The organism is Cupriavidus oxalaticus (assembly GCF_016894385.1).
GTDB classification, from domain to species: domain Bacteria; phylum Pseudomonadota; class Gammaproteobacteria; order Burkholderiales; family Burkholderiaceae; genus Cupriavidus; species Cupriavidus oxalaticus.
Map to the genome: position 1 here is coordinate 771,001 of NZ_CP069811.1, position 12,410 is coordinate 783,410.

The window sequence follows — 12,410 nt, forward strand, 5'->3', positions numbered from 1 at the left end:
GGCAGTACATGCGCCACTTGATGTTAGCGGCCGCAATAGTGATATCTTGAGATTTGGAACAATGCTGTGACCATTGTGCCGGCGAGTGGGGTGCAGGGCGCGAAGGCGCCCTGCGCGGCTTCAGCCTGCCTCGCCAGTGCCCTGCCGCAGGATCAGGCGCGAACGCGCGAAACCGGCGTGCGTGCGCAGCGCCTGCATCAACTGGCCGGACGGCACGCGGTCGAGATCGGTCACCACATAGCCGGTGGTGCCCCGCGTCTGCAGGTGCTGGCCGGTGATGTTGACCCCCTCCTGCGCCAGCAGCGTATTGAGCGCGGCCAGCGCACCCGGCGCATTGCCATGCACGTTGAGCAGCCGCGCCGGTGCCTGCAGCGGGCCCGGATCGACCTCGGGAAAATTCACCGCCCCGATGGTGCCGCCGGTCGCCAGGAAGTGCGCCAGCTTGGCCGCGACCTCGGCGCCGATATTCTCCTGCGCCTCTTCGGTGCTGCCGCCGACGTGCGGGGTCAGCAGCACGTTGGGCAGGTTCTGCAGCTCGCTGGCAAAGGGATCGTTGTTGGTCTTGGGCTCCTGCGGGAACACGTCGATGGCGGCGCCGCCCAGGCGCTTTTCGCGCAGCGCCGCGGCCAGCGCGGCAATGTCGACCACGCTGCCGCGCGAGGCATTGATCAGGATCGCGCCAGGCTTGAACGCGGCCAGCACGCTCGCATCGATCATGTTCTTGGTGCGCGGCGTGGCCGGGACATGCAGCGTCACCACCTCGGCCTGCGACACCGCGTCTTCGAGCGAGCCCGCGGCACGCGCGGAGCCGTGCGACAGCCGCGCCAGCACGTCGTAGTAGACCACGCGCATGCCCATCGATTCGGCCAGCACGCCGACCTGCGAGCCGATATTGCCGTAGCCGACGATGGCGATGGTCTTGCCGCGCGCCTCGAAGGCGCCGCTGGCCCCCTTGGCCCACTTGCCGGCATGCGCCAGCGTGTTTTTCTCGGGGATCCGGCGCAGCAGCATCACCGCTTCGGACACGACCAGCTCGGCCACCGAGCGCGTGTTGGAAAAGGGCGCGTTGAATACCGGGATGCCTGCATGCGTGGCGGCCTCCAGGTCGACCTGCGAGGTGCCGATGCAGAAGCAGCCGATCGACAGCAGGCCCGGGGCGCTGCGGATATCGTCGCCGCGCAGGTGCGTGGCCGAGCGGATGCCGACCACGTCGTGGCTGGCCAGCACTTCGCGCAATTCAGGGCCGGCCAGTGCGCCGGTACGGCGCTCCACCTGCAGGCCGGCTTCAGCCAGCCGTGCGGTGGCGCTCTGGTGGATGTTCTCGAGCAGGATCGCAGTGGTCACGTTCGTTTTCCGCCTGGAGGGATGGGTATGCCTCCATTCTGCGCGCAAAACGGCATGGGACCCCGGGAGTCCCTGCTGCCGGCAATGACACCGGCGTTGCGCCGTGCCGGTTCAGCGCGAGCGGCGCGAGTCGCCGCCGAGCGGGTCGACGATGATCATGGTCTGGCGCAACACCCCGCCGTCATCGAAGTAGGCGCTGAAATGCGCGCTCTGCAGGCCGTCCTTGTACATCCGCCACGACCACGCTTCACGCTTCATCAGGGGGTAGTACTGGATCGGTTCGCGGGGCAGGCCGAAATGCTCCTGCATGTCTTTCTTGGTCCAGACATTGACCTGGGCACGGTAGACCTCCGTTTCGGTCAGCATCTGGCGATACCTGGTGAGCTTGCCGCCGGCATCGAAATCGGCGGCATAGACCTCATGGCCGAAGGGCTGGCGCGACCACAGCCAGCGGGTGGTGCCGTCGGCCAGGCGGAAAGTCTCGGTGGGTGGCCCGAAGGTCTGGCGCACCGCACTTTCCGGGCTGCCGATCAATTTCTGGCCGGTCTGTACGGGCTGCAGCGTGGCGCAGCCCCCGAGCGTGCCGGCCAGCCATGCGGCCGCGCACAGGCGGCCGGCGAGCCGAAGTTGCATGCGAAGCTGCATGGCGTTCTCCTGCGGGCGTCATGCCCGCATCCGCCATTCTCCGACTAGTGCGATGGGCGGCGCAACAGGACCCGGCGTGCCGGGATGCCGGCTGCCGCCGGGGCGGTCAGCAGCGGCCCTTCTTGGCTTGCCCCGGCGGGCAGAAGGATTCATTGCCGTATGCGTCGACGCGGCAATTGCCCTTCTTGGCTTGTCCCGGCGGGCAGCCGGGACCGCCGCCGCCGTAGGTGTCATACGGGGCAACCACGCAGCCGCCAAGCAGGACGCTGCAGGCAACGAGCAAGGCCAGGACTGGTTTCATTGATTTCTCCTTATTGTGGGGATCCGGATGCGCCCGAGGATAAGGCTTCGGCCTGTCGTCAATTGTAAGGAATCGTGAATAGGCGGGCCGCCGCCTGGCCTGCGGAGCCTTGCGGGCGCGTCATGGCAGCGTTGGCCTGCCCGGCATCGCAAGGCGAAGTCAGGGCAGTTTGTTATCAGTCATCCTATGACATTGCGCAAATCGCTGCTGAACGGATTCTGGCGGAGGCAAGTGGTTACATCGAGCGAATTCCCGGGGGAAAAAGGCGATTTGTGGCGCCATTCTTCGCCTCTCTGGGCGGTGATACCGGGTAATCCCCAGCACCATTTTTGTCATAACGGCATAAAATGTTGTACGACAACGTATTACAAAAGGCAGCGGAGACCCAAGATGCGCGAGAACCGGATCCGGAAAATGTGGGCGGCGGGCCAGGCGGTGGTGAACGGCTGGCTGTCCATCCCCAGCGCCTTTGCCGCCGAGACCATGGCCCACCAGGGCTGGGACGCGCTCACCATCGACCTGCAGCATGGCGCGCTCGACTACGCCGATGCACTGGCGCTGCTGACCGCGATCTCGACCACGGACACCGTGCCGGTCGTGCGCGTGCCGTGGAACGAGCCCGGCATCCTGATGAAGGTGCTCGATGCCGGCGCGTATGGCGTGATCTGCCCGATGGTCAATACCCGCGCCGACGCCGAGCGCCTGGTGGCCGCCACGCGCTACCCGCCGCTGGGCGCGCGCAGCTTCGGGCCGATCCGTGGGCTGCTGTACGGCGGCGCCGACTACGCGCAGCACGCCAACGACACCGTGGTGGTGCTGGCGATGATCGAGACGCGGCAAGGGCTGGAAAACCTGGACGAGATCCTGTCGGTCGACGGGCTCGACGGTGTCTATATCGGCCCGTCGGACCTGTCGCTCGCGCTGGGCTGCCGGCCGACCTTCGACGACGTCGACCCGCCGGTGGCGCAGGCCATCGAGCACGTGGTTGCGCGTGCCAGGGCGCACGGGCGTGTTGCGGGCATCCACAACGGCGCGCCGGCGGCCGCGTTGCGCCGCATCGGGCAAGGCTTCGGCTTTGTCACGGTCAGTTCCGATGCGCGGCTGATGGCCGCGGGGGCGCAGCAGGTCATGGCCGAGATGCGCGCCGGACAGCCACCGCAGGCACCGGCGCCCGACAGCGGCGGCTACTAAGCCCGCCTGGTTCCAGACAACACAAGACAACACCGAACCGTACCGAACGCAAGGAGAGCAAAACGTGAAACTCGGATTCATTGGCCTTGGCATCATGGGCAGCCCGATGGCGCAGAACCTGATCGCCGGCGGGCATGAAGTCAGGCTGTCGAGCCGCAGCGGTGCGCCGCGGGCGCTGGTCGACCTGGGCGGCATCGCCTGCGCGTCGGGCCGCGAAGTGGCGCAGGGCGCCGACATCATCTTCCTGATGGTGCCCGACACCCCGCACGTCGAAGCGGCGCTGTTCGGTGAAGACGGCGTGGCCGCCGGCCTGAGCGAGGGCAAGATCGTGGTCGACATGAGCTCGATCTCGCCGATCGCCACCAAGGGCTTCGCCAGCCGCATCAACGCGCTGGGCTGCCGGTACCTCGATGCGCCGGTGTCCGGCGGCGAGGTCGGCGCGCGCAACGGCACGCTTTCGATCATGGTGGGCGGGCCCGAAGCAACCTTCGCGACCGTGCGGCCCCTGTTCGAGCTGATGGGCAAGAACATCACGCTGGTCGGCGACAACGGCGCCGGCCAGACCGCCAAGGTCGCCAACCAGATCATCGTCGCGCTGAACATCGAGGCCGTGGCCGAGGCGCTGCTGTTCGCCGCCAAGGCCGGCGCCGACCCCGCGCGCGTGCGCCAGGCGCTGATGGGCGGCTTTGCCTCGTCCAAGGTGCTGGAGGTGCATGGCGAGCGCATGATCAAGCGCACCTTCGAGCCCGGCTTCCGCATCGGGCTGCACCAGAAAGACCTGAACCTCGCGCTGTCCAACGCGCGCGAAATGGGCGTGTCGCTGCCCAACACGGCGACCTGCCAGGAGCTGTTCAACGCCTGCGTGAGCCACGGCGGTGCTGGCTGGGACCATTCCGCGCTGGTGCGCGCGCTGGAGCTGCTGGCCAACCACGAAATCGGATCCTGAACATGACAGCAACCACATCGTCCACCCAACCCGCCGACAGCATCGCCTGGATCCGGCTGTCTTCCAGCTACCTGCCGCTGGCCACGCCGATCAGCGACGCCAAGGTGCTGACCGGCCGGCAGAAGCCGATGACCGAGGTGGCGATCCTGTTTGCCGAGATCCGCACCGCCAACGGCCATGAGGGGCTGGGCTTCAGCTACAGCAAGCGCGCGGGCGGCCCCGGCCAATTCGCGCACGCGGCCGAGATCGCGCCGGCGCTGATCGGCGAAGACCCGAGCGATATCGCGCGCCTGTGGGACAAGCTGTGCTGGGCGGGCGCGTCGGTCGGCCGCAGCGGCCTGTCGACGCAGGCCATCGGCGCCTTCGACGTGGCGCTGTGGGACCTCAAGGCCCGCCGCGCCGGCCTGTCGCTGGCCAAGCTGCTGGGCGCGCATCGCGACGCGGTGCGCTGCTACAACACCTCGGGCGGTTTCCTGCATACGCCGCTGGACCAGCTGAAGGTCAATGCCGCGGCGTCGGTCGAGCGCGGCATCGGCGGCATCAAGCTCAAGGTGGGCCAGCCCGACGGCGCGCTCGACATCAAGCGCGTGGCCGCGGTGCGCGAGCACCTGGGCGACGCGGTGCCGATCATGGTCGACGCCAACCAGCAATGGGACCGCCCGACCGCGCAGCGCATGTGCCGCACCTTCGAGTCGTTCAACCTGGTGTGGCTCGAAGAGCCGCTCGACGCCTACGACCACGAAGGCCACGCCGCGCTGGCGACGCAGTTCGACACCCCGATCGCCACCGGCGAAATGCTGACCAGCGCCGCCGAGCACTGGGACCTGATCCGCCACCGCGCCGCGGACTACCTGATGCCCGATGCGCCGCGCGTCGGTGGCATCACGCCTTTCCTCAAGGTGGCGGCACTGGCCGAGCATGCGGGGCTGATGCTCGCGCCGCATTTTGCGATGGAACTGCACGTGCACCTTGCCGCCGCGTATCCGCGCGAGCCGTGGGTCGAGCATTTCGACTGGCTCGAGCCACTCTTCAACGAGCGCCTGCAGATCCGCAACGGCCGCATCCAGGTGCCGACCGCGCCGGGATTGGGCCTGAGCCTGAGCGAGCAGGCAAGGGCCTGGACGCGCCAGCAGGCGGAATTCGGCCAGCAGCCGTAACCCCGAACAACCCATATACAAGACACACAGCAAACAGGAGACAACCCATGAAAAAGCTGATCGCATCCCTGCTGCTCGGCGCAGCCATGGCCACCGCGCACGCCGCCTGGCCGGAAAAGCCCGTCACGCTGCTGGTGCCGTTCCCCGCGGGCGGCTCCAGCGACAACGTCGCCCGCATCCTGGGCGCCAAGATGCAGTCGCAGTTCGGCGGCAGCTTCGTGGTCGACAACAAGCCGGGCGCGGCCGGCATGATCGGTGCCGCCATGGTCAAGCGCGCGCCGGCCGACGGCTACACCGTGTTCGTATCGTCGCTGGGCCCGTTCGTGATCGGGCCGCACCTGACCAGGAACGCCGGCTACGATCCGCTCAAGGACTTCGACTACATCAGCGTGGCGGTGCAGGCGCCCAATGTGCTGGCCGTTCCCGCCAACTCGCCGCACAAGAGCCTGCAGGACGTGATTGCCTACGAGAAGGCCAATCCCGGCAAGATGACCTTCGCTTCCGCCGGCAACGGCACCAGCGACCACCTGACCGCCGAGCTGTTCTGGCAGCAGACCGGCACCACCGGCCTGCACGTGCCGTACAAGGGCGGCGCGCCGGCGCTGAACGACCTGCTCGGCGGACAGGTCGATGCCACCTTCATGAACATCAACACCGCGATCCCGCATCTCAAGGCGGGCAAGCTGCGCGCGCTGGCCATCACCAGCAGCAAGCGCTCGCCGATCCTGCCTGACGTGCCGACCATGGACGAAGCGGGTGTGAAGGGCGTGACGGTCTACTCGTGGCAGGCCGTGGCGGTGCCGAAGGGTGTGGCGCCGGAGATCAAGGCCAAGCTGCACTCGGCCGTGGTCGCGGCGCTCAACGATCCCGCGGTCAAGCCCAAGCTGCTCGAGCTGGGCTTCGAGGTCGTCGCCAATACGCCGGAACAGTTCACGGCGTTCCAGGCGTCGGAGCATGCGCGCTGGAAGAAGGTGATCGAGGTGGGCAAGATCACGGCCGACTGAGAGCACGTTATCAGCCCGCCGGTTTTCTCCCCTCTCCCGCGTGCTGTATAGACCGGGGACATGGGTAACACATGTGCCGGGACATGGGTAACAGTCCAGTCATCAGTTTAGTCGGCCTGCTGTAGGTCTATTGTGGCCACCTTTTGATGGCAGAAGTAGACGTCAAAGGTGCCGTCCAGATCCACGCGAGGGCGCAACGCTACGGGCGTTCCGATCAAGGCTCGTCCGACCCGGAACGTCTTTCCTCGGAAGCAGATGCGCCCACCGTCGCCTACCTTTCGCACGATGTCATCGCTGCCGTACTCGATGGGCGGGAGTTCGTGCGGCATCGCCCGTGGACTAGGCGCATAGCGGCTTGCGGGTGTCTCCATATCCAGCGCGTGGTGTGGGCGCTTGAAGTTGTACACGTGGCGCCAATGGCTGAAGTGATGCTGCGCATCATCCAGATCCCGGAAGCGCTGGTTGGCCAGCAGCTCTGCCTGCATGGTTCGATGGAAGCGCTCGTCCTTACCGTTGGTCTGAGGATGGCGAGGTCGGCTATGACTGAGCCGCACGCCCAGGCGAATCAGCCAAGCGCCCAACGTGGTAAGTGCCCGGGGCACCGGAGAACCCCAAGGTGGGCCATTGTCTGCATTGATCCGCTCGGGCAGCCCGTAGCGCGCGAACGCGTTCTCTAACGCTTCCTGTACGGATTCAAACTGTTCGTTGCCCAAGGCCCTGAGCAGCACATTGAAGCGGGAGTGATCGTCCAAGACTGTGAGCGGATGGCACCGCTGCGTGTCGGTGGCGAAGTGGCCTTTAAAGTCAATTTGCCATAGTGCATTGGGCCGGTCGTGCTCGAAGCGCTGCCATGCTGTAGCGGCCGCACTGGCGGCCGGATCGATCAAGCCATGGCGGCGCAGCACCCAATTGACTGTGCTGGGAGCGATTTGGACGCAGTGGTCACGTTCCAGCACGCGTGCGATCTTGCGGGCGCCCCAAGCCGAATGTTCGGCTCGTATCGCTAGCACGCTCTCTTCGACTGCCGCTGGAGTTCGGCCGGGAGAGCTATGTGGCCGCCGAGTTCGGTCGTCCAGATCTTCTCGGTTCAACCACTTGTAACCGGTCTTGCGACTGATGCAGAAGCGGCGGCAAAGCTCCGCAATATTGGCGTCCGCCTGGCGTGCCAGGCGGACGAACTCTTCTCTTTGCTGCTTCACGGTGATTTGGCTCCACGGCAACGTTGTCCTCCCGCTGACTAAGCGGGAAAAGTGTTACCCATGTCCTGGCACACCTGTTACCTTTGTCCCCGGTCCATACAGCGTGCGGGAGAGGGGCAGGGGGTGAGGGCGGGCGTTTGGCAAGCACGATGCCGGGCCACTCCGTGGATACTCCGGCCCTCACCCCCACCCCTCTCCCACTTCGCGGGAGAGGGGAGCGATTGCGGGGGCGTCAGCAAGCGCCATTCCGTTTGCCCGCCTGCAATACTCAACCCCGCGCCAGCCGCCTGAGCGCCCCCGGCTCCAGCAGCTCGATCTGCCGGTACTGGCGCCGGATCCATCCGGCGTCTTCCCATGCCTGCAGGTACTTGGCCACCGTCTGGCGCGAGCGGTTGACCATGTCGCCCAGGTCTTCGGCGCTGATCTGCACGACATGGTCGGTGCGGTCGGCCAGCTCCAGCAGCCGCGCGGCCATGCGCGCATCGACCGGCGCCTGCGCTGCGCTCTCGGCGTGGTCGAAGGCCACGCGCAGCCGCGCGCAGATCTGCTGCACGATCAGGTGCATCCCCTCGGGGTGCTGCGCCAGGATCCGGTCGAACGCGCGCCGGTCGAGCACCAGCAACTCGGTATTGCCGACCGCGAAGGCGTCATGCGTGCGCGGCTTGCCGTCGAGCAGCGAGATCTCGCCGAACCAGCGGCCGCGCCCGATCACCGAATATACCGACTCGCGCCCGCCGCTGCTGACCCGGCTCATGCGCACGCGCCCCGACACCACCATGCAGAAGTAAGTCGGCGGATCGCCGCGCGCGAACACCATCTCGCCATCGGCAAAGCGCAGCCGGCGTGCGGCGCCAGCCACGGCGTCGAGCACGCCGGGCGGCGCATTGCGCAGCCAGCCGCTGGCCAGCACGCTGCGCGGCAACGCCCGCACGGGTTCGATGTGCTTCACTTTGCTGGCCACCTGCGCTCTCATTGCCGTTCCGGTTGAGCCGAGATTGTCCAATACTTAACAGACTTTGGCACGGTGCGCCGCGACAATGCCTGCGTCCAGTCACACACCTCACCCCCGGGAGACCACGCAGATGGCGCAGATCCAGCTCGTCGATTCAGTAAGAGACCGCGTTTCCGACGCGGAATGGCAGATGCGCGTCGACCTTGCCGCAGCCTACCGGCTGGTGGCCCACTTCGGCTGGGACGACCTGATCTTCACGCATATCTCGGCGCGCGTGCCCGATGCGCCGGACCAGTTCCTGATCAACCCGTACGGCATGATGTTCGACGAGATCACCGCGTCGAGCCTGGTCAAGGTCGACCACGAGGGCCAGCCCGTGCTGGAGACGCCGTACGACGTCAACCCGGCCGGCTTCATCATCCACAGCGCGGTGCACGAAGCACGCCCCGAGGTCGGCTGCGTGATGCACACCCATACCTCGCACGGCGTTGCCGTCTCGGCGCAGCAGGCGGGCTTGCTGCCGATCTCGCAGCAATCGATGTTCGCGCTGACCGGGCTGGCCTACCACGACTATGAAGGCGTGGCGCTGCGCGAGGACGAGAAGGCGCGGCTGGTGGCCGACCTCGGCCGCTGCAAGCAGATGATCCTGCGCAATCACGGCCTGCTGACGTGCGGGCGCACCGTGTCCGATGCCTTCCTGGCCATGTACACGCTGGAATCTGCCTGCCGCATCCAGATCCTGGCGCAGAGCGGCGGCACGCCGCTGACCATGGTGCCGGAAGCCGCCAGCGCCAACATGGGCCAGCAGGCGCGCCAGGCCACCAAGGGCAAGGGCTCCAACCTGGCCTGGCCGGGCCTGCTGCGGCGCCTGGATCGCATCAACCCCGACTATCGCAACTGAGCCCCAACTGAGCCCCAACTGAGCCCCAACTGAGCCCCAACTGAGCCCCAACTGACCATGGCCATTCTTGTTCACCTGCCGTCGTTCATGGCGGTCCCCATCACGGCCCTGCTGCGCGAGCAAGCGCCGGATATCACCGTCTGGAACGGCCGCGAAGCCGCCGTGCCGGAAGAGGTCGAAGCCATCATCGCCTGGGGCCTGAAGCCCGGCGTGCTGCCGGCCTACCCGAAGCTGCGGCTGGTCTGCGCCGCCACCGCCGGCGTCGACAAGCTGCTGGCCGCGCCGGACCTGCCGCAGGACATGCCGGTCACGCGCATCGTCGATCCCGGCCAGCAGACCGGCATCGCCCACTTCGTGCTGGCCATGGCACTGCGCCATACCCGTGAACTGGGTGTGTATGCCGAGCAGCGGCACCGCGGCGAATGGAAGCGCCACCGCGGGCGCGCGCTGTCGCGCTGTCGCGTGGGCGTGCTGGGGCTGGGCGAGATCGGCAGCGAGGTGGCCCGCATGTTCGCGGCCATCGGCTTCCCGGTGGCAGGCTGGAGCCGCAGCCCCAAGCACCTGCCCGGCGTGGCGGACTTCACCGGCGACGACGGGCTGGATGCGATGCTGGCGCAGACCGATATCCTGGTCTGCACGCTGCCGCTGACGCCGCAGACCAACGGCATGCTCGACCGCAAGACGCTGGCGCGGCTGCCGCAGGGCGCTTACTTCATCAACGTGGGGCGGGGCGAGCATGTGGTCGAAGCCGACCTGCTCGCGCTGATCGACGAAGGCCACCTTGCCGGCGCGGCGCTGGACGTGTTCGCCAAGGAGCCTCCGGCAGCCGACGACCCGATCTGGACCCACCCGCGCATCGAGGCGACGCCGCATATCGCCGCCGATCCTTCATACGAGCTGGTCGCGCAGCAGTGCATCGAAAACCTGCGCCGCGCGCGCGACGGGCGCCCGTTGCTGAACCAGGTGGACCGGCACGCCGGCTACTGAGCGGCGCGCCCGGCTTGCGTTACAGCGGCGCGGGCTGTGGCGCCGCCACCGCAGCGGCTGGCTTGCTGCCGGCACCGCTGTAGGAGAAGTACCTGGCCTTGGCGTTGCGAGCCCAGTAGGCCACGGTGAAGTGCTTGCCGTCACGGCCATACAGCAGTTCCAGGCTGCCATTGGCCGCGGCCCATTCCGCATAGCCGTTCTCCGCCGAGGCTTCGGTCCTGCGCAGCGAGGCGTAGCGCGCATCGAGCTTGCCGCGCACGTCTTCCAGCGCCGAGCGATCGAAGGTCATGGTGATCAGCGCCACCGTATCCTGCGCGTCGCAGTTCAGCGTCACGCGCGTCAGGCCAGCCAGGTGAAAGCGCTCCAGGTGCCTGAGTTCCACCGTATCGCCGCCGGCCCATTCGGATTTGCCGGTGCGGACGTGGTTTTCGGCCGGGGCGAGCCGCGCGCATTTCGATTTGCCAAGCTCCAGGCCAAGCGGTGCCGCGGTGTTGGTGGCGGCAGCGGTGGCGTTGCTGGTGGGGGCGGTGGCATTGGCCGCGGCCTGCGGCGCGGCTTGTGCGGCAAATGCTGCAAACGCGGCCAGCAGGGCGGCGCAGAGGGGGAGAGCCTTCGTCATCTTCTGGGTGCGGAGCGGATTCACGGGGTGGGATCGATAAGTCACCGCGGATTCTACGGCCTTTTCCCGTGCGCACCTGCAGGCCGGTGGCTATTGCCACGAACGCCTTGCTCGACGCTGGTGCTGCTGAAGAAGCGCACTCCCTGGCGGACCTGGTCGCGACGCTCGGCGAGCTCATCGCTGACTACGACCAGATTCACTACGCCTGTCCGGATGTCACCGGAGTCGAAGCCTTGCGCTTCCTGATGGTGCCTACCGTCGCTGCGCCAGCCAGATCCCCGCACCGATCGCCGCCAGCCCGACCCCGTGGTACCACCGCGGCCAGTCGCCCAGCAGCAGCGTCGACAGCAGCGCCGCGAACACCGGCGTCAGCGTGATGAAGAACACCGGCAGCTGCGCGCCAGCCCGGGCAATGGCGCGGTCCCAGGCGAAGTAGGCCAGAAGCGAGGGAATCGTCGCCACGTAGAGCAGGATCGCGGCGACCTTGCCGTTCCAGGGCAGCGGCTGGTCCTGGACCATCAGTTCCCATGCCGTGACCGGCGCGCTCGCCAGTACGCCCATGACGATCTGGGCAAACAGCAGGACCGGCAGCGGCACGTCGGGCCGTTGCTTGCGCAGCAGCCAGGTATAGGCGCTCCACGCGATGGTGGCGGCCAGCATGTAGAGGTCGCCGGGCACGAGGTCGAGCTGGGCCAGCCGCGCGGGCTCGCCGCGCACCAGCACGAAGGACACGCCGACCAGGCACAGCAGCGCGCCGGCGACTTGCAGCGGCTTGACCCGCTCGCGGAAGCACAGGGCGCCAATCACGATCAGGAACAGCGGCGTGGACGCGCCGATCAGCGTCACGTTGATCGGCGTCGACGTGGTCAGTGCCAGGTACTGCAGCGCGTTATAGCTGCCGATGGACAGCACGCCCATGGCCGCGATCACGCCGGCGTGCCGGCGCAGCGCCGCACGATGTTCCAGCACGCCGCGCCAGGCGAATGGCGCCAGCAGCAGGCCAGCCAGCACCCAGCGCACGGCATTCAGCGTGATCGGCGGCACCGTGCCCGCGGCAAGGCGGCCGACGATGGCGTTGCCGGCCCAGCTCAGCGGCGGGAAGGTCAGCAGGAACAGGGTGGTCCAGTCGATGCGTCCGGAGCCGGCGCGGCTTGCTTGCATGGC

The 12,410-nt window shown here is 67.4% G+C and carries 12 protein-coding genes and 1 pseudogene; 6 read left to right on the top strand and 7 right to left on the bottom strand.

The window, feature by feature from the left end:
* Positions 1–120: 120 nt before the first annotated feature.
* The 3 genes from serA to JTE92_RS03415 all read right to left on the bottom strand — a co-directional run bounded on the left by serA (position 121) and on the right by JTE92_RS03415 (position 2,290).
* The gene (gene serA / locus JTE92_RS03405; protein ID WP_084254809.1) at positions 121–1,392 is read right to left on the bottom strand and encodes a phosphoglycerate dehydrogenase; all 1,272 of its coding nucleotides are present in this window, start codon (positions 1,390–1,392) and stop codon (positions 121–123) included.
* A gap of 63 nt (positions 1,393–1,455) precedes the next feature.
* Entirely contained in the window at positions 1,456–1,977 is a 522-nt protein-coding gene (locus tag JTE92_RS03410) for a hypothetical protein (RefSeq protein ID WP_063241935.1), read from the bottom strand.
* Between the two features lie 118 nt (positions 1,978–2,095).
* Entirely contained in the window at positions 2,096–2,290 is a 195-nt protein-coding gene (locus tag JTE92_RS03415; RefSeq protein ID WP_063241880.1) for a hypothetical protein, read from the bottom strand.
* Between the two features lie 390 nt (positions 2,291–2,680).
* Here JTE92_RS03415 and JTE92_RS03420 point away from each other — a divergent pair, with 390 nt between their 5' ends.
* The 4 genes and pseudogenes from JTE92_RS03420 (at position 2,681) to JTE92_RS03435 (ending at position 6,588) form a co-directional block, all read left to right on the top strand.
* Positions 2,681–3,481, top strand: coding sequence for an HpcH/HpaI aldolase family protein (locus JTE92_RS03420; RefSeq protein WP_063241879.1), 801 nt, complete (start codon positions 2,681–2,683; stop codon positions 3,479–3,481).
* Positions 3,482–3,539: 58 nt separating this feature from the next.
* Positions 3,540–4,427: pseudogene (gene glxR / locus JTE92_RS03425) on the top strand (2-hydroxy-3-oxopropionate reductase); the annotation flags it as partial.
* A gap of 2 nt (positions 4,428–4,429) precedes the next feature.
* Entirely contained in the window at positions 4,430–5,584 is a 1,155-nt protein-coding gene (locus tag JTE92_RS03430; RefSeq protein WP_063241878.1) for an L-talarate/galactarate dehydratase, read from the top strand.
* A gap of 47 nt (positions 5,585–5,631) precedes the next feature.
* On the top strand, positions 5,632–6,588 hold the full coding sequence (locus JTE92_RS03435; RefSeq protein WP_063241877.1) for a Bug family tripartite tricarboxylate transporter substrate binding protein: 957 nt from the start codon (positions 5,632–5,634) through the stop codon (positions 6,586–6,588).
* A gap of 107 nt (positions 6,589–6,695) precedes the next feature.
* On the opposite strand, the gene JTE92_RS03440 is transcribed toward JTE92_RS03435, so the two are convergent.
* Positions 6,696–7,808 (bottom strand): IS481 family transposase, encoded by a 1,113-nt coding sequence (locus JTE92_RS03440; RefSeq protein WP_116386808.1) that lies wholly within the window; start codon positions 7,806–7,808, stop codon positions 6,696–6,698.
* A 247-nt stretch (positions 7,809–8,055) separates the two neighbouring features.
* A complete protein-coding gene (locus JTE92_RS03445) occupies positions 8,056–8,748 on the bottom strand; it encodes a Crp/Fnr family transcriptional regulator (RefSeq protein WP_232353471.1) in 693 nt (230 codons plus the stop codon).
* A gap of 121 nt (positions 8,749–8,869) precedes the next feature.
* Between JTE92_RS03445 and JTE92_RS03450 the strand changes: the two genes are divergently transcribed.
* The gene (locus tag JTE92_RS03450) at positions 8,870–9,640 is read left to right on the top strand and encodes a class II aldolase/adducin family protein (RefSeq protein ID WP_063242029.1); all 771 of its coding nucleotides are present in this window, start codon (positions 8,870–8,872) and stop codon (positions 9,638–9,640) included.
* Between the two features lie 57 nt (positions 9,641–9,697).
* The gene (locus JTE92_RS03455) at positions 9,698–10,627 is read left to right on the top strand and encodes a 2-hydroxyacid dehydrogenase (protein ID WP_063242028.1); all 930 of its coding nucleotides are present in this window, start codon (positions 9,698–9,700) and stop codon (positions 10,625–10,627) included.
* 19 nt (positions 10,628–10,646) lie between these two features.
* On the opposite strand, the gene JTE92_RS03460 is transcribed toward JTE92_RS03455, so the two are convergent.
* Together JTE92_RS03460 and JTE92_RS03465 are read right to left on the bottom strand one after the other, a co-directional pair.
* The gene (locus tag JTE92_RS03460; RefSeq protein ID WP_063242036.1) at positions 10,647–11,246 is read right to left on the bottom strand and encodes a hypothetical protein; all 600 of its coding nucleotides are present in this window, start codon (positions 11,244–11,246) and stop codon (positions 10,647–10,649) included.
* A 252-nt stretch (positions 11,247–11,498) separates the two neighbouring features.
* Positions 11,499–12,407 (bottom strand): DMT family transporter, encoded by a 909-nt coding sequence (locus JTE92_RS03465; RefSeq protein ID WP_063242027.1) that lies wholly within the window; start codon positions 12,405–12,407, stop codon positions 11,499–11,501.
* Positions 12,408–12,410 lie beyond the last annotated feature (3 nt).

What these genes read in the sequence shown, in the direction of transcription:
- JTE92_RS03410 (WP_063241935.1), bottom strand. Translation starts at nt 1,977, where the DNA reads ATGCAACTTCGGCTCGCCGGCCGCCTGTGCGCGGCCGCATGGCTGGCC.
- JTE92_RS03415 (WP_063241880.1), bottom strand. Translation starts at nt 2,290, where the DNA reads ATGAAACCAGTCCTGGCCTTGCTCGTTGCCTGCAGCGTCCTGCTTGGC.
- JTE92_RS03420 (WP_063241879.1), top strand. Translation starts at nt 2,681, where the DNA reads ATGCGCGAGAACCGGATCCGGAAAATGTGGGCGGCGGGCCAGGCGGTG.
- JTE92_RS03430 (WP_063241878.1), top strand. Translation starts at nt 4,430, where the DNA reads ATGACAGCAACCACATCGTCCACCCAACCCGCCGACAGCATCGCCTGG.
- JTE92_RS03435 (WP_063241877.1), top strand. Translation starts at nt 5,632, where the DNA reads ATGAAAAAGCTGATCGCATCCCTGCTGCTCGGCGCAGCCATGGCCACC.
- JTE92_RS03450 (WP_063242029.1), top strand. Translation starts at nt 8,870, where the DNA reads ATGGCGCAGATCCAGCTCGTCGATTCAGTAAGAGACCGCGTTTCCGAC.
- JTE92_RS03455 (WP_063242028.1), top strand. Translation starts at nt 9,698, where the DNA reads ATGGCCATTCTTGTTCACCTGCCGTCGTTCATGGCGGTCCCCATCACG.
- JTE92_RS03460 (WP_063242036.1), bottom strand. Translation starts at nt 11,246, where the DNA reads ATGACGAAGGCTCTCCCCCTCTGCGCCGCCCTGCTGGCCGCGTTTGCA.
- JTE92_RS03465 (WP_063242027.1), bottom strand. Translation starts at nt 12,407, where the DNA reads ATGCAAGCAAGCCGCGCCGGCTCCGGACGCATCGACTGGACCACCCTG.